Raw genomic sequence first — 15,351 nt, forward strand, 5'->3', positions numbered from 1 at the left:
CAGCCCGGTACGACGCCTCAGCCGCGGCGGGCCGGTCGATTGGCAGACTGTCCCGGTGAAGTCCGACCCCGTCGACCTCCTGCAGCCGTTGTGGCGTGCCCTGGTCGCCTTCCGCGTGATCGCCTTCGGGTTCGCGTGCTTCGGCGTCTGGACGCGGTGGGACGGGATCGTCCGGCCGTCCGGGGCGGTGCTGCTACTGGCCGTCATGGGTATCTGGACCGTCGTCTCCTCGATCGGCTACAGCCGGCGCTGGGGACGCCGCAACACCCGGCTGGCCTTCGCCGACCTGGTCATCACGGTCGGCTGCATGTACGCGACCCTGCTCGCGCAACCGCTGCTCGACATTCGCGCCGGCGCGTCCGTGCTGACCTCGGTCTGGGCGGCCGGACCGGTGCTCGCGCTGGCCATCTCCCGCGGGCGGGACGGCGGTCTGCTCGGCGCCGTGACCGTGAGCCTGGCGCTGCTGTCGCTACGCGGTGTCGACCACGCGTCGAAGATCCTCGGCAACGTGCAACTCCTCCTGGTCGCCGGTCTGGTCGTCGGGTACGCCGCCTCGACCATGCGGCAGGCGGGAGCGCGCCTGCGCGAGGCGATCGCGACCGAGAGCGCCACCGCCGAGCGGCTCCGGCTCAGTCGGTCCATCCACGACGGCGTGCTGCAGGTGCTCGCCCAAGTGCAGCGTCGCGGCACGGCGATCGGCGGTGAGGCGCTGGAGCTCGCCGAATTGGCTGCCGAGCAGGAAGTTGCCCTACGCACCCTGATGTCGTCCCGCCCGACGGTCGGCGAGGGCGACAGCCTCGACCTGTGCGGGCTGTTGCTGCCGCTGGCCACCACCCGGGTGGACGTCGTCGTACCTGCCTCGCCGGTCCTGTTGCCGGCCGCAACCGCCGCCGAACTGGTGGCCGCGGTCAACGAAGCGCTGAGCAACGTGGACAAGCACGCCGGTCCAGCTGCCCGGTCCTGGGTGGTGGTCGAGGATCTCGGCGACGAGGTGGTCGTGTCGATCCGCGACGATGGGATCGGTACGACGTCTGCCCGGCTGGAGCAGGCCCGCGTCGACGGGCACCTGGGCGTCAGCGAGTCGATCCGCGGCCGCATCGCCGATCTGGGTGGCACAGTCATGGTCCGGACCGCCCCCGGCGAGGGAACCGAGTGGGAACTGAAGGTGGCTACATGACACGCGTGATGATCGTCGACGACCATCCGATGTGGCGCGAGGGCGTGGCGCGCGATCTGGGCAGCCGTGGGTACGACGTCTGCGCGACAGCCTCGGACGTGGCTGGTGCGGTGAAGATCGCGCTGGCGACCCGGCCGGACGTGGTGGTGATGGATCTGCAGCTCGGCGACGGGTCCGGCGTCGACGCGACCCGGGAGATCACCGCGGCGCTGCCGGACACGCGGGTGCTGGTGCTGTCGGCCAGCGCCGAGCAGAGCGACGTACTGGACGCGGTGAAGAACGGTGCCTCCGGCTATCTGGTGAAGTCGGCGTCGTTGGACGAGTTCGACGACGCAGTACGGCGTACTGCGGAAGGCGATGCGGTGTTCAGCGCCGGACTGGCCGGACTGGTGCTGGGGGAGTACCGACGGCTCGGCGCGGGGCCGGAGGTGCCGCATCTGACCGAGCGGGAGACAGAGGTGCTCCGCCTGGTTGCCCGCGGGCTGACCGCTCGCCAGATCGCGACCCGGCTCGTGCTGTCGCACCGGACGGTTGAGAACCACGTGCAGAACACGCTGCGGAAGCTGCAGCTGCACAACCGGGCCGAACTGGTCCGCTACGCGATCGAACACGGGATCGACGCACCCGAATAGTTCGGAGCCGGATGGACTTTTGCGCCAGCTCCATAGACTGAGGCCTCCTCGCCGAGAGCCTCCGGAGGCTGTTGTGAACCGGTCGTCCCTCGTCCGCGCGCTGCTGGCGTTCTTCGTGCTGGCAGCCTCGACGTACGTCGTGCTGACGGCCAAGCCGCAGCTCGGCCTCGACCTGCGTGGCGGAACGCAGATCGTGCTGGAGGCGAAGGACTCGCCGACGGTCAAGGCGGACAAGAACACCACGGACAAGGCCACCCAGGTGCTGCACCGGCGGATCGACGCGCTCGGCGTCAGCGAGCCGAACGTGACGCGCCAGGGCGAGAACCGGATCATCGTCGAACTGCCCGGTGTCCAGGATCCGCGCGAGGCCGCGCAGGTGATCGGCAAGACCGCGCAGCTCACCTTCCACGAGGTGCTCGACCAGGTTGCGACGAAGCCGGCCAAACCGGCCGCGGGCGAGCTCTACCTGCCCAGCGACACCGGTCAGGGCTTCCTCCGGCTGGCCAAGCCCGCGATGACAGGCGAGATGGTCAGCGGCGCGGAGGGCCGGCTCGACCCGCAGCAGGCCGCCATGGGCTGGTTCGTCGAGATGAACTTCAAGGGTGACGGCGGCAAGACCTGGGCCGCGATCACCGGCAAGGCCGCCTGCCAGCCGCTGAACACGCCGCAGCGGCTGATCGCGATCGTGCTCGACAACGAGATCATCAGCGCGCCGCAGGTCGACCCGAACGGCGGCAACCAGCTGTGCAACGTCGGCATCGGCGGCGGTACGACGACGATCTCCGGCTCCTTCAACGAGGAGCAGGCCAAGGACCTTGCCGCGCTGATCTCCGGCGGCGCGCTGCCGGTTCCGGTCGAGGTCATCGACCAGCGCACCGTCGGCCCGTCGCTCGGACAGGACGCGATTCAGGCGAGCGCGCTGGCCGCCATCATCGGCCTGGCGCTCACGGCGCTCTTTATCGTGATCGTCTACCGCCTGGTCGGCCTGATGGCGGTCCTCGGCCTGATCGGGTACGCCGGGATGTCGTACGCGGCGCTGACCGTGCTCGGGGCGACGCTCACGCTGCCCGGCCTGGCCGGCTTCGTGCTGGCCATCGGTATGGCGGTCGATGCGAACGTTCTGGTGTTCGAACGGGCGCGTGAGGACTACATCGCGGGGCGGACGGACGGGCTGCGCCGGTCGCTGCGGAGTGGTTTCCGGAACGCGCTGTCTGCGATCGCGGACTCGAACATCACGACCTTGCTGGCCGCCGGGCTGTTGTTCTTCCTGGCTGCCGGGCCGGTCCGTGGGTTCGGTGTCACGCTGAGCATCGGTGTGATCGCCTCGGTGTTGTCCGCGCTGGTCGTGACACGCGTGCTGGCCGAGTTCGTGGTGTCGCGGGGATTCGTGGTGCGGCGCCCGCAGCTGAGTGGGATCGCGGGACACGGACGGGTTCGGACCTGGCTGGAGGCGCGGCGCCCGTCGTTGATGAAGCACAGCCGCCGCTGGCTGCTGATCACGGCTGTCGCCATCATCGTGAGTCTTGCGGGGGTCGCCGTACGCGGACTGAATCTCGGCATCGAGTTCACTGGTGGCCGGCTGCTCGAGGTGAGCACGGCGCAGCGGATCACACCGGACCAGGCGCGGGCCGCGGTCGCCGAGGCCGGGTACCCGAACGCGGTGGTGCAGGCGTCCGGCGCCGACGACATCACCGTGCGGACCGGGACGATCAGCGACGACGAGGCGGAGAAGATCCGCGAGTCGATCTCCGAGATCGGTGGCGGCACGGAGTTGGTGCGCAACGAGAGCATCGGGCCGTCGCTGGGTGAGGAACTGCGGAACAAGGGCCTGATCGCGCTCGGGATCGCGCTGCTGGCGCAGTTGGTGTATCTGGCTGCGCGGTTCCGATGGACGTTCGGCGCCGGCGCGGTGCTGGCGTTGCTGCAGAACGTGGCGGTCGTGGTCGGCGTGTTCGCGTGGACAGGCAAACCGGTGGACGGGATCTTCCTGGCCGCGATCCTCACGATCATCGGCTACACGGTGAACGACTCGGTGGTCGTCTTCGACCGCATCCGCGAGACTCGCAACGCCCGCTCCACCGAGAACCTGGGCCCGGTCATCGACACCGCCATCGTCAACGTCCTGCCCCGCACCATCAACACCGGCATCTCGACCCTCTTCATCCTCAGCGCCCTCCTCTTCCTCGGCGGCGACTCCCTGGCCGACTTCGCCCTGGCACTACTCCTGGGCATCCTCGTCGGCACCTACTCCTCCAACCTCACCGCAGCCCCCTTGCTGCTCGAGCTGGAACGCCGCTACCCAGCCCCACCCCCACGCCCCAAACGCCCCCAGGTAGACCGAGACGCCCAACCCGACCGCGGCGCCGTCGTCTAGCAGTCTGGCGTTATCCACACCCGCGGCGTCCGAACGGAAATCTGTCCGTCGGGCGGGCTAGGGTGTGGCGGTGGGTGTTGATGTGCGGGAACTGCTCGAGGCTGCTGTGTCGGGGATCAACGGGCAGACCAGGCCCGGTCAGGTGGAGATGGCGCAGGCCGTCGACACCTCGATGCACGACGGTTCGCACCTCCTGGTGCAAGCCGGCACCGGCACCGGCAAGTCGCTCGGCTATCTCGTCCCAGCACTCCTGCACGCGATCGAGGATCGCCGCGTCGTCGTGTCCACCGCGACCCTCGCGCTCCAGTCGCAGCTCGTCGACCGCGACGTCCCCGCACTCCTCGACGCGACCGAGAAGCTCCTCCCGCGCAGACCGTCGTACGCGATCCAGAAGGGCCGCAACAACTACGCCTGCCTGCACCGGATCCGCGAGGGCGCGCCGGACGACGACGGCATGCTCATCGACGTCCCGCCGCCCGGCCAGATCGGTCAGCAGGTGCTCGAGCTGCGCGACTGGGCCGAGCAGCAACTGCTCGACGGCAAGGCCGGCGACCGCGACCACGCACCCTCACACCAGTACCAAGCCTGGCAGCAGGTCGCCATCGCCGCTCGCGAGTGCCTCGGCGCGCAGAAATGCCCGTACGGCGAGGAGTGCTTCGCGGAGAAGGCGAAGGACCAGGCCCGCAAGGCCGACATCGTGATCACGAACCACGCCCTGCTCTCGATCGACGCGTTCGAGAACCGCACCGTGCTGCCCGAGCACGACGTGATCATCGTCGACGAGGCGCACGAGCTGCCCGCCCGCGTCACCGGCGCGGCCGGCGACGAGCTCTCCCCGCAGATGGTCGAGCGCGCCGCCAAACGATCCCGCCGCTTCGTCGACGACGACAAGGCCGACGACCTGATCGATGCCTCCGACGCTCTCCGCGCCGCCCTCGACGGCACTCGCGAGGGCCGTATCGAGCCGTCGAACGCCGTGGTCCTGGAGGCCGCCGCGCTGGTCCGCGACGCCGCGCGCTCGCTGTACTCCGACCTGAACAAGAAGTCCGACGACAAGGACGACGACCCCGACGGCGCGAAGCGGCAGTCGAAGGGCGCGGTGAAGGAGATCTTCGACGTCTCCGAGCGCGTCGCCGCGCTCAGCGACGCCGACGTGGTCTGGATGACCGACCGCGACCGCTTCGGCCGCGAGCTCCGGATCGCGCCGCTCACCGTCGCCGGGCTGCTCCGCGAGCTCGTGCTCAAGGACCGGACCGCCGTACTCACCTCCGCGACCCTCACCCTCGGCGGCGACTTCGACGCGATCGCCCGCCAGGTCGGCCTTCGCCCGGCGGACAAACTCGATGAGGACGACGAGATGCCGGAGCTCGACGAGAGTTCCGAGACCGGCCCGCTGCCCTGGCGCGGCCTCGACGTCGGCTCCCCGTTCGAGTACGAGAAGCAGGCGATCCTGTACGTCGCCAAGCACCTGCCGCCGCCGCATCGCGATGGACTGGGGCAGAAGCAGTTCGACGAGATCATCGACCTGATCACGGCCGCCGGTGGCCGGACCCTCGGCCTGTTCTCGTCTCGCCGCGCGGCCGAGGCGGCGACGGCCGCGGTCCGCGAGGCGACCGACCTGAAGGTGCTCTGCCAGGGTGACGCCCAGCTGGGCGAGTTGGCCCGCGAGTTCGTCGACGATCCGGAGACGTCCCTGTTCGGCACGCTGTCGCTGTGGCAGGGCATCGACGTACCGGGCTCGACCTGCAACCTGGTGATCATCGACCGGGTGCCGTTCCCGCGACCGGACGAGCCACTGATGGCGGCCCGCCAGCGCGCCGTCGACGAGGCGGGCGGCAACGGCTTCATGGCTGTCGCCGCGACGCACGCCGCACTGCTGCTGGCGCAGGGGACGGGCCGGCTGATTCGCCGCAGCAGCGACCGCGGCGTGGTCGCCATCCTCGACCCCCGCATCATCACCCAGCGGTACGGCGCGTACCTGCGCGCCTCCTTGCCTCCGATGTGGCCGACCGCCGATCGTGAGAAGGTGCTCGGCGCCCTGAAGCGGTTGCAGTCGACATGAGCCCCGCGACCAGTCCTCCGGTGCTGCCGATGATGGCCTCCCTGGGGGAGATGCCGTCCGGCGCGGGCTGGTCGTACGAGCTGAAATGGGACGGCATCCGCGTCATCGCCGAGGTGGACGACGGCGTCTGCCGACTCTGGTCGCGCAACAGCCGCGACGTCTCCGCCGGCTATCCCGAGCTGATCGGTCTCGCCGACGCCCCGGGCCTGCGACTCCCCGCCGTACTCGATGGTGAGATCGTCACCCTGGACGAGAACGGCGCACCGTCATTCGGTCTGCTGCAACGGCGGATGCACGTGCGGGACCCGCGCCAGTTGCGGCACCTGATCACCCAGGTGCCCGTCTCGGTGCGGTTGTTCGACGTCCTCCGCCTCGACGGCAAGTGGTTGCTGGAGGCAACGTACGACGATCGCCGCGGGCTGCTGGACTCGCTCGACATCGGCGACCCGTTCTGGGAGACACCGCCGGCGTTCGACGACGGGGGAGCGGCGCTTGACGTGGCGATGTCGACCGGGCTCGAAGGCGTGGTGGCCAAGCGCCGGAAGTCGCGTTACCTGTCCGGCCGGCGCAGCTCGGACTGGATCAAGATCAAGCCGGTCCTGACCCGCGACGTCATCCTCTGCGGCTGGCACCCGGGCGAAGGCAACCGCGAGGGCAAGATCGGCTCGTTCTACTGCGGCGCCTACTCCGAGCCGGGCGGTGACCTGGTCCTGATCGGGAAGGTCGGCTCGGGCCTCGACTTCGCCACGCTCGACATGTTCAGCGCGGAGCTGGCCGGCCTCGAGATCGGCGATCCGCCCTTCGACCCCTCGACGATCCCCACCCACGACCGCCGCATCGCGCACTGGCTGGACCCGGTCCTGGTCGCGGAGGTGACCTACTCCGGGTGGGCCGCGGACTCTCGCCTGCGTCATCCGGTCTGGCGCGGTCTGCGGCTGGACATCAACGCCGACGCGGTTCTCGTCGACCGCTGAATTGCGCCGGGCCGGTCGCCGACGACATTGTCCGGAATTCGGAGAGATTTGCGTTGCGCTGAGACGGTCGATGTTCAGGTGTCTCATTCAGCAACGACATTCCGGCAACGGCGGAAGGAACTCCTGTGCTCTTCACGTCAACGACCGTTGCCTGCGGCGACGATTCCCCCGGGAACCGCGCCGGATGGTTCAGTCGTTCGATTCCCGGGACGGTGCGGGAATCGCCAGTGCCGCCTCGATCTTGTCGGCGAGTTTGTCCGGTGCGTGGGTCGGGGCGTAGCGGGCGATCACGCCGCCGTCACGGCCGATCAGGAACTTGGTGAAGTTCCACTTGATCCGCCCGCCGAGCAGGCCGCCCTGCTCACGCTTCAACCAGTTGAACAGCGGAAGCGTCTTCGACCCGTTCACATCGATCTTGGCGAACATGGGGAACGTGACGTGATAGATCGTCGAACAGAAGTTCGCGATCTCATTCTCGTCACCAGGCTCCTGGTGGCCGAACTGGTCGCAGGGGAAACCCAGCACCGAGAAGCCTTGTCTACGGTAAGCCTTGTAGAGCTTCTGCAACCCCGTGTACTGCGGAGTCTGGGCACACTGCGACGCCGTGTTCACCACCAGGAGCACCTGGTCGCGGAAATCGGCAAGAGACTGTTCATTGCCTTCGATCCGCCGCGCGCTGAAGTCATAGACAGTCGTCATGGTTCAATGCTGACACGACACGCCCGACTTCGCTCGCCGTCTGAGATGTCAGACACGGCGCAGAACTGTTACGACCTTTCCGAGAATGATGGCATCCTTGCCGTCGATCGGCTCGAAGGCCGGGTTATGTGGTAGCAGCAGGATCTCGGTCTTGGTCTTCTTGAACGTCTTGACCGTCGCCTCGCCGTCGATCATCGCGGCCACGATGTCGCCGTTCTCCGCGTTCGGCTGCTGCCGGACCACGACCCAGTCGCCGTCGCAGATCGCCGCGTCGATCATCGACTCACCTTTGACCCGCAGCATGAACAGCGTGCCCTCGCCGACCATTGCCTTCGGCAACGGGAAGATCTCCTCGATCTCCTGCTCGGCCAGGATCGGGCCACCGGCGGCGATCCGCCCGACCACCGGCACGTACGCCGCGTCCGGATGCGCGTCGCCGGCCCCGGTCTCGTCGTACGACGTCTGCCGCACCGAGCCGAGCGCCGACCGGCGGGCCGCGGCGTCGACCTCGCCGGGGTAGCGGACCTCGATGGCCCGCGGGCGGTTCGGGTCGCGGCGGAGCATGCCCTTCTGCTCCAGCACGCGAAGCTGGTGCGACACCGACGAGGAACTGGTCAGGCCGACCCGCTCACCGATCTCGCGCATCGAGGGCGGGTATCCACGGCTGTCGACCGAGTCGCGGATGACGTCCAGAACGCGACGCTGGCGCGGCGTCAGGCCGGTGGCGTCGGCGGGGCCGTCCGGCAACTCGGTCACGGTCCGGTCCGCGACCTCGTCCGCACCGCTGCGCTCGCCTTTACTGGAACCGCTCGGCGTCCTGGCCATCGGTCGTTGCTCCTCGGGTCGGGCCGCCGCTCGCGCACCGGCCAAGCTTGCTCGACTGACACTGACCGTAGACCGAATCCTGAGATTCTTCAAACATCTGTTCGAAGGCGTGTCGGTTCGTACGTTTGTTCGTGTGTCGGGTTATAAGGCGCCGGCGGCGCGGGGAATTTCCCGGGCGTGTCGTGGTTGGAAGTGGTTGCGCGACGGGTGCCTGTCGGTTAATCATTCGTACAGGCGTTCGATCGAACAGGTGTTCGGGCCGGTCGAGCGGGCAGCTTTCAGAAACTGTCGGAGGCGGCCGGTAGACAGGGATCGACACCGCAGGACGTGGACTGACCGAGGTCTGGAGGATCCGATGAGCACAGCGGCTCTCGCGGCCGACGCACTGGCAGGACGCCAGGCGCCCGAGGTTGCGCCGTCTCCGAACAGTGTGCCCCGCCGCCGCCCGAGGATCGCCGGTACGACGACCGAGCCACTCCCGGTCCGTGCCTGCTCCGGCGAGGTTCTCGGCCGTCACACGATCGAGCCGACCCGCGTCCGGCGGCACGCAGACCCCGCCCGCGTGCGCCGTACCGCGGAGGCCGAGGCGCCGGCACTGCGGCTGACCCGGCGCGGCCGGATGGTGATGACGGCTTTGTCCGTGCTGGTCTTCGGCTCGGCAATCGTCGTGCTCGGCCTGCGGATCAGCGGTGTACTCGAGCCCGGCCCCGACTTCACCCACACGGTCCCGGTTCAGGTGGCGCCCGGTCAGACCTTGTGGTCGATCGCCCAGGACACCAACCCGGCGCAGGACCCGGCGACCGTCGTCGAGAAGATCGCCGACCTCAACAAACTGTCCGGCCCGGCCGACCTCGTGCCCGGTCAGACTCTGCAGATCCCGATCGCTCGCTGACCGGTGATCATTCGTTCTTGATGGCGTAGCCCATGTAGGAGACGCCGGTGGACTTCACCTCACCGATGTCCATGAGTTCACTGAGCCGGCCGAAGGTTGTGCGACCGCGGCGGGCTTGCAGGTAGCTCCGCAGTACGACGAGCTTGTTCGCGCGAGGTCCGAGGCCGGTGATCTCGCCCAGGCGCAGCCCGTGCCGGCGCAGGGTTCCTTCGAGCTCCGTCGGCGTGATGAACAGGTTCCACGAGTGCAACTCGGTGTCGATGACCCTCGTCAGCCGCCAGTCCTGCGCCACCTTGATCACCAGGATCTTTGACGCGAACGTCCGGTTGATCGTGTCGAACAAGTAGATCCCGCCCGGTTTCAGCACGCGCGCGGTCTCCCCGATCACCCGATCCAGGTCCGACACATGCTCGAGTACGTCGCAGCAACAGGCGAGCTCAACGCTCTCGGCGTCGAGGGGTAGCCGCTCGCCGGATGCGACGGCATAGCCGACGGTGAGACCCGACGAACCGGCATGCTCCCGCGCGGTCCTGACCGAGACCTCCGACGGGTCGATGCCGGCGACCTGGCATCCGAGCCGAGCGAACTGTTCGGCCATGAATCCGCCCCCGCACCCGATGTCGACGGCCCGCAAGCCGGCCGGGTCGAGGCCGCGGCGTGCGAGGACGCTGCGGAAGTAGGCGAACCGGCCAGGCGTGAAACTCCCGTTCAGCATGTTCAGCGGATTGGCCTCGTCCCACCAACCGTCGCCGATCCGGTCGTAGATCTGGTTGTCGATCCCCACCGCAACCCCCTAAGAGGCCTTCGCGCGCCAGTCCTCCTCCAGGAGAGCGTAGACGTACTCGTTCGCCCACTCGCCTTTGAACTGCAGGGCGTGGAGGTGGTGAGCCTCGCGCCGCATGCCCAGGCGCTCCAGCAACTGGGCGGACGCCGTGTTGCGATCGTCCAGGATCGCAACGATCCGGTGCAGCCCCAGATCCTCGAAGCCGACCCGCAGAACCTCGCGCGCAGCCTCCGCGGCCAGGCCCTTGCCCTGATAGTCGGTGTGCAGCGCGAAGCCGATCTCGCCCTGCCGATCTGTCTGGCTCGCCCACTTCAGCAGGACCTCGCCGATCACCGTCCCGGTCTCGCGAAGCTCGATGGCGAGCACCAGCCACTGACCCGGTTCGGTCAGCTCGCCCTGCGACAGCTTGGCCTCGAGCGCGACCCGCGTCTGCTCCCGGTCCCGTACCGGCCACGGTGTGTACCGCACCACCTCGGGTCGCGAGTGGAACGCGTACAGGTCGTCCAGGTCGTCCATCCGGTGCGGTCGCAGGTCGAGTCGCTCGGTGCGCAGCGGATAGTCGGGGTGCAGTCCAGGCACGATGCCGTCCTCGGGTAGGCTGTCTAATGTCGTTAGACAGCAACCTAACCGCCCGGGACCCAACCCGACAACGAGGTTTTCGTGACCAGACGCGACCCGTCCTCCCATGCGGCCGCAGGGATCTCCGTCACCGCGATCGCCGACGCCGCCCTCGCGGTCATCCGTGGCGACGGCGTCGACGGACTGACCATGCGATCCGTCGCCGAGCGCCTGAACGTCCGCGCACCGTCGCTCTACCACCACGTCCACAACAAGGACGAACTCCTCGATCTGGTTGCCCGGAACGCGTTCGATCAGTTCACCGGCGACAACGCGGCGTACCAGGGGGTGCGCAGTGTCGACGAGTGGATTGCGGTCACCAAGGCCGGGGCGCTGGAGTTGCGGGCGTTCTACGCCGACCATCCCGGCCTGGCCGGCTTGATCCAGGCCAAGGCGACCCCGGACCGGGATCGGGGCGAGGGATCACGAGCTGACCTGGTCCGCGCGCAGATCGATTCTCTCGTGGACCTCGGCGTACCCGAATCGCAGGCGCGTCATCTCTTCGAGGTCAGCGCCCGTTGGACTCTCGCCGCCGTGGTCGCCGAGTCCAGCGGCACCGCCGACCTCTTCGGCGACGGCCTCGAGTTGTTCATGGACGGACTGCGCGCCCGTCTGCAGGAACTGGCTACTTGACCGTGCTCAACCAGAGTTCGGCGTACCGCGCGGCGTCCACTGCGGTCGCCACCTGGACGACGGTCGACGACGGCCCATGGGGATCGCTGCTGAGGTCGGCCGCCCAGTCGCGGGTGTCGACGATCGTCCGCCCGCGCGACCAAGTCCCGGACAGCTCTACCCGCAGTGGGAAGCGCTGCGTCGTCAGCCCGTCCGGATCGATCACCGCACAGACCGCGCCACCGTCGCCGATGCTGGCACCGTCCGACTTGTACAGCTCGCTCCGCTTTTCGATCAGCCGCCGAGCCAGGTCCGCCGACGGCGATCCACCCAGCCCTCGCGCCTGCTCCATCGTGATCACCACGTCGTAGAACACATCCAGGCCGTACATCGTCACGGGTACGCCGAGCTCGCCGGCCGCGGTGAGGACGACCGCAGCCGCCTCTGGATCCGTCCAGATGTTGAACTCCGCCGAGGCGGTGGCGTTCCCGATCCCGGCCGCGCCGCCCATGAACACGATCTCGCGGAGTCCGGCCGCCGCCTTGGGGTACGTCCGGAGCAGAAGCGCGATGTTCGTCATCGGTGCCAACGGGATCAGCGTCACGAGCTCTCCGGTCGCCGCGGCGTCACGCAGTACGTCCCGCAGCAACTCGACCGCGTGCCGAGCGTCCGTCGTACGAGTCGACCGCGGCCAGTGCAGGTCGCCCAGCCCGTCGGTGCCATGGACGTGAGGCGCCGCGCGAACCGGCTGGAGCAACGGCACCGCTGCTCCCCGGGCCACAGGCACGTCAGTCCGCCCGGCAGCCTCCAGAACCGTCAGCGTGTTGATCACCACGTCGTCCAGGCCGACGTTCCCACCAACACAGGTCACCGCTTTCAGGTCGACCTCAGGATGGCGCGCGGCCAGCAGCAGCGCACACGCATCATCCAACCCCGTATCAACATCAAGAATCACCGGCCTCATACGGCCCATCCTCACGCATGCATGGTCATTGGCGGGCGGTGATGAGGCGGTGGTAGGCGCCGGTGAGGTGGTTGTCGATGACTTCGGTGGCGGCGGTGGGGTCGCCGCCGGTGATGATGTCGCGGATCGCCTTGTGCTCGGCGTACGCGATCTCGTGGAAGTCGCGGCGGGCGACATGTCGCGAGTGGAGGAACATCGCGACCTGGCTGCGGATCTGCTGCCAGGCCCGGTCGAGCCGCGAATGCGCGGCGGCCTGGTAGATCACGTCGTGGAACGCGAGGTCCAGATCCAGCGCGGTCTGCGGCTCGTAGTCCGGCCCGAGCGCCCGCATCTGCTCGAGTACGTCGTCCATCGTCGCGAGGTGCTCGTCGGTCAGCCGGGGGAGTGCCCGGGCGATCGCCAGTTGTTCGAGGCTCAGCCGGAGCGTGTAGATCTCCTCAATGTCCTCGTTGGTCAGCGCGATCACCTGCGCGCCGCGATGCCGGCGCAGTACGACCAGACCCTCGCGCTCGAGCTCGATCAGCGCCTCCCGGATCGGGCCGCGGCTCATCTCCAGCACGGCCGCGAGCTCACCCTCGGGGAGGTGTTCACCCGGTGCGAGGGCACCGCTGATGATCATCTGCCGCAGCGCTGGTACGACGGTCGCCCACAACGCAGGACTGCGCTCGGCCTGCCGGGCGAGCTGATCCAGCGGTCCGGCCACGGTCGGTTCCTCCATCGGTGTAAAGCGTTGATTGTTAACCATTGACATTTAACAATGCCGCGACCAGGCTAACTCGCAGGACTCGCCACGGGGAGAGGTCGAGCCGGAGACCCTGGCTGCCTGTCCGCCGCGGGTCGGTCCTGGCCGCCCGGCCCGATCTCGTCCCCGGGACGACTCCGCCCGACCTCCACTCGACTCGCCCGATCTCCCGGCGACGCGCCGCCCTGGCCCTCGGGGCCGGCCGCGTCTTGATGCCGAGGCGCGTTTATCGATACAAGCGGACTGAAAGGCTGACATGACCGAGAACAGCTCTCCCAGCGCGGTTCAGCAACTCCCGTATGCCCCGTCCGACCCTGACGCGCCGCGGTTGGACCAGGCCCGCGTCGTCGTCGACGCCGCCCGCGAGTTGGGTGCGCTCGACCGCCCGTGGGCCAGCCTCGGATACGACGAGATCAACTGGACCTACACCCCGCAGGGACGCCGGACCTTGCGGACGATCGGTGGGTTCGCAGAGACGCCGTACCACGTCCGGCCGCACAACATCTTCAACAGCGGCACCGGCTTCGGCCTGCCGCACTGGGGGAGCGGCAACGTCTACCACGAGGACGCGGACGGGAAGCCGTTCTACGACTTCACCATCGCCGATCTGACCTACGACGCGATCGTCGAGGCCGGTCATCATCCCCTGGTCGAGCTCGCGTTCACGCCGCTCGCGCTGGTGCCCGAGGAGGCCAAGACCGACTTCCCGTTCGGCAACAGCCCCAGCCAGTACAGCGGGTACGAGGCCGGCTGGTGGACCTACCCGCCGAAGGACTACGCGAAGTGGGGCGGCCTGGTCGCCGCGCTCGTCGAGCACGCCCTCGAGCGGTACGGCGCCGACGAGGTCCAGCACTGGCTCTGGGAGCTGTGGAACGAGCCCGACATCTCGTACTGGAAGGGCACGCCCGAACAGTTCCACGAGCTGTACGACGTCACGGTCAAGTCGATCCGCCAGGTCTACCCCGAGGCCAAGATCGGCGGACCCGCTGTCACCGGTGGCGATCGCGGTGCCGAGTTCCTCCGCGGCTTCCTGCAGGCCTGCGCGGATCGCGACCTGCCCGTGGACTTCGTCTCCTTCCACACCAAGGGGTCGCACTTCACGCCATGGCGCACCTACGGCCCGATCGGTGCGCCGGCGTCCCTGCGGCAGTCGCCGTCGACGCCGAAGATGCTCCGTGAGATCGACCGTGCGCTGGCCGTCATCGAGGAGTTCCCGCAGTACGCCGGTCAGCCGGTGATCGTGGACGAGTGCGACGCGTCGGTGCCCGCGCACTGGGGGATCTACGACAACTCGAACTTCGCCTACCGCAACAACGAGTACTACCCGGTCTTCCAGGCGAAGCTGATGAAGAAGGTGCTCGACCTCAACGAGCAGCACACGGCGAAGGTGCACGAGGCAACCACCTGGAGCTTCCAGATCGAGGGCGAGCGGTACTTCGAGGGCACCCGGAGTTTCGTCACCGCGGCGGGGGTCGAGAAGCCGCTGATGAACGCCTACCGGGTGTTCGCGCTCCTCGGCGACCGCCGGATCGCAGCCTCGTCCGACCGCTCCGCCGACGTCTCCGACATCAGCGCCTTGGGCAACGGTCTGCCCGAGGAGGTCGACGTGATCGCGAGCCGCGCCTCGGCGGACGGCAGTGTCGCCGTCCTCGTCTGGCGGCACGCCGACGACCAGTACGCCGCTGACACCACGACGGCTCGGGTCGATCTCGAGGTGAGCGGACTGGACTTCGGCGACTGGACCGTGCAGCACTACCGGATCGACCACAGCCACAGCAACAGCCACACGGTCTGGCAGGACCTCGGCGGCCCACAGGACCCGACACCCGAGCAGCTCGCGACGATCACCGATCGCCAGGGACTCGAGCGGTTCGCGGCAGACGCCGCGGTCACGGTCGACGGAACGCTCTCTCTCCCACTGGACCTTCCGCTGCCGTCGCTGAGCCTCGTCGTCCTGACCAGGGCGGTCTGATTCCTCGCCGTTCGGTGGGGTAAA

At 68.5% G+C, this 15,351-nt stretch carries 14 protein-coding genes; 8 read left to right on the forward strand and 6 right to left on the reverse strand.

The genetic code is table 11. The annotated features are described in order from the left end of the window. Positions 1-55: 55 nt before the first annotated feature. The 5 genes from macS (at position 56) to ligD (ending at position 7,219) form a co-directional block, all read left to right on the forward strand. Positions 56-1,177 carry a MacS family sensor histidine kinase gene (gene macS, locus ACIBG5_RS26585; RefSeq protein ID WP_396394137.1) on the forward strand — a complete coding sequence of 374 codons (1,122 nt, stop codon included), beginning with the start codon at positions 56-58 and terminating at the stop codon, positions 1,175-1,177. Next, a complete protein-coding gene (locus tag ACIBG5_RS26590) occupies positions 1,174-1,809 on the forward strand; it encodes a response regulator (protein ID WP_396394138.1) in 636 nt (211 codons plus the stop codon). Before macS ends, ACIBG5_RS26590 begins: the two co-directional genes overlap by 4 nt. 73 nt (positions 1,810-1,882) lie before the next feature. Then, positions 1,883-4,183: a protein translocase subunit SecD gene (secD, locus tag ACIBG5_RS26595; RefSeq protein ID WP_396394139.1), complete on the forward strand. Its 2,301-nt coding sequence runs from the start codon at positions 1,883-1,885 to the stop codon at positions 4,181-4,183. A gap of 64 nt (positions 4,184-4,247) precedes the next feature. Further along, positions 4,248-6,245, forward strand: coding sequence for an ATP-dependent DNA helicase (locus ACIBG5_RS26600; RefSeq protein WP_396394140.1), 1,998 nt, complete (start codon positions 4,248-4,250; stop codon positions 6,243-6,245). After that, complete coding sequence (gene ligD, locus ACIBG5_RS26605) at positions 6,242-7,219, forward strand: non-homologous end-joining DNA ligase (protein ID WP_396394141.1); 978 nt, start codon at positions 6,242-6,244, stop codon at positions 7,217-7,219. Before ACIBG5_RS26600 ends, ligD begins: the two co-directional genes overlap by 4 nt. 189 nt (positions 7,220-7,408) lie before the next feature. Here the strand turns inward: ligD and ACIBG5_RS26610 are convergent, their stop codons facing one another. Together ACIBG5_RS26610 and lexA are read right to left on the reverse strand one after the other, a co-directional pair. Beyond that, positions 7,409-7,918, reverse strand: a complete 510-nt coding sequence (locus ACIBG5_RS26610; RefSeq protein ID WP_131354846.1) for a glutathione peroxidase — start codon at positions 7,916-7,918, stop codon at positions 7,409-7,411. A gap of 48 nt (positions 7,919-7,966) precedes the next feature. Then, the gene (gene lexA / locus ACIBG5_RS26615; RefSeq protein ID WP_396394142.1) at positions 7,967-8,743 is read right to left on the reverse strand and encodes a transcriptional repressor LexA; all 777 of its coding nucleotides are present in this window, start codon (positions 8,741-8,743) and stop codon (positions 7,967-7,969) included. A gap of 355 nt (positions 8,744-9,098) precedes the next feature. Between lexA and ACIBG5_RS26620 the strand changes: the two genes are divergently transcribed. Further along, positions 9,099-9,635, forward strand: a complete 537-nt coding sequence (locus ACIBG5_RS26620) for a LysM peptidoglycan-binding domain-containing protein (RefSeq protein ID WP_396394143.1) — start codon at positions 9,099-9,101, stop codon at positions 9,633-9,635. Between the two features lie 7 nt (positions 9,636-9,642). Here ACIBG5_RS26620 and ubiG read toward each other — a convergent pair whose 3' ends face one another. Together ubiG and ACIBG5_RS26630 are read right to left on the reverse strand one after the other, a co-directional pair. Beyond that, positions 9,643-10,419, reverse strand: coding sequence for a bifunctional 2-polyprenyl-6-hydroxyphenol methylase/3-demethylubiquinol 3-O-methyltransferase UbiG (ubiG, locus tag ACIBG5_RS26625; protein WP_396394144.1), 777 nt, complete (start codon positions 10,417-10,419; stop codon positions 9,643-9,645). Between the two features lie 9 nt (positions 10,420-10,428). Then, the gene (locus ACIBG5_RS26630) at positions 10,429-10,998 is read right to left on the reverse strand and encodes a GNAT family N-acetyltransferase (protein WP_396394145.1); all 570 of its coding nucleotides are present in this window, start codon (positions 10,996-10,998) and stop codon (positions 10,429-10,431) included. 81 nt (positions 10,999-11,079) lie between these two features. On the opposite strand from ACIBG5_RS26630, the gene ACIBG5_RS26635 reads away from it, so the two are divergent. Next, on the forward strand, positions 11,080-11,670 hold the full coding sequence (locus ACIBG5_RS26635) for a TetR/AcrR family transcriptional regulator (protein ID WP_396394146.1): 591 nt from the start codon (positions 11,080-11,082) through the stop codon (positions 11,668-11,670). Here the strand turns inward: ACIBG5_RS26635 and ACIBG5_RS26640 are convergent. Beyond that, positions 11,663-12,613, reverse strand: a complete 951-nt coding sequence (locus tag ACIBG5_RS26640) for a nucleoside hydrolase (protein WP_396394147.1) — start codon at positions 12,611-12,613, stop codon at positions 11,663-11,665. The genes ACIBG5_RS26635 and ACIBG5_RS26640 overlap by 8 nt on opposite strands. 25 nt (positions 12,614-12,638) lie before the next feature. Continuing rightward, positions 12,639-13,331, reverse strand: coding sequence for a GntR family transcriptional regulator (locus ACIBG5_RS26645; RefSeq protein ID WP_396394148.1), 693 nt, complete (start codon positions 13,329-13,331; stop codon positions 12,639-12,641). Positions 13,332-13,611: 280 nt separating this feature from the next. On the opposite strand from ACIBG5_RS26645, the gene ACIBG5_RS26650 reads away from it, so the two are divergent. Continuing rightward, entirely contained in the window at positions 13,612-15,327 is a 1,716-nt protein-coding gene (locus ACIBG5_RS26650) for a glycosyl hydrolase (RefSeq protein ID WP_396394149.1), read from the forward strand. The last annotated feature ends 24 nt before the right edge of the window (positions 15,328-15,351 follow it).

Origin of the sequence: Kribbella sp. NPDC050241 (genome assembly GCF_044459685.1) — a bacterium.
In the GTDB taxonomy this organism is placed as follows: Bacteria; Actinomycetota; Actinomycetes; order Propionibacteriales; family Kribbellaceae; genus Kribbella.

Excerpts from the sequence above, each read along its gene's own strand:
- ACIBG5_RS26590 (WP_396394138.1), top strand. The coding sequence starts at position 1,174 with ATGACACGCGTGATGATCGTCGACGACCATCCGATGTGGCGCGAGGGC.
- ligD (WP_396394141.1), top strand. The coding sequence starts at position 6,242 with ATGAGCCCCGCGACCAGTCCTCCGGTGCTGCCGATGATGGCCTCCCTG.
- ACIBG5_RS26610 (WP_131354846.1), bottom strand. The coding sequence starts at position 7,918 with ATGACGACTGTCTATGACTTCAGCGCGCGGCGGATCGAAGGCAATGAA.
- lexA (WP_396394142.1), bottom strand. The coding sequence starts at position 8,743 with ATGGCCAGGACGCCGAGCGGTTCCAGTAAAGGCGAGCGCAGCGGTGCG.
- ACIBG5_RS26620 (WP_396394143.1), top strand. The coding sequence starts at position 9,099 with ATGAGCACAGCGGCTCTCGCGGCCGACGCACTGGCAGGACGCCAGGCG.
- ACIBG5_RS26640 (WP_396394147.1), bottom strand. The coding sequence starts at position 12,613 with ATGAGGCCGGTGATTCTTGATGTTGATACGGGGTTGGATGATGCGTGT.
- ACIBG5_RS26645 (WP_396394148.1), bottom strand. The coding sequence starts at position 13,331 with ATGGAGGAACCGACCGTGGCCGGACCGCTGGATCAGCTCGCCCGGCAG.
- ACIBG5_RS26650 (WP_396394149.1), top strand. The coding sequence starts at position 13,612 with ATGACCGAGAACAGCTCTCCCAGCGCGGTTCAGCAACTCCCGTATGCC.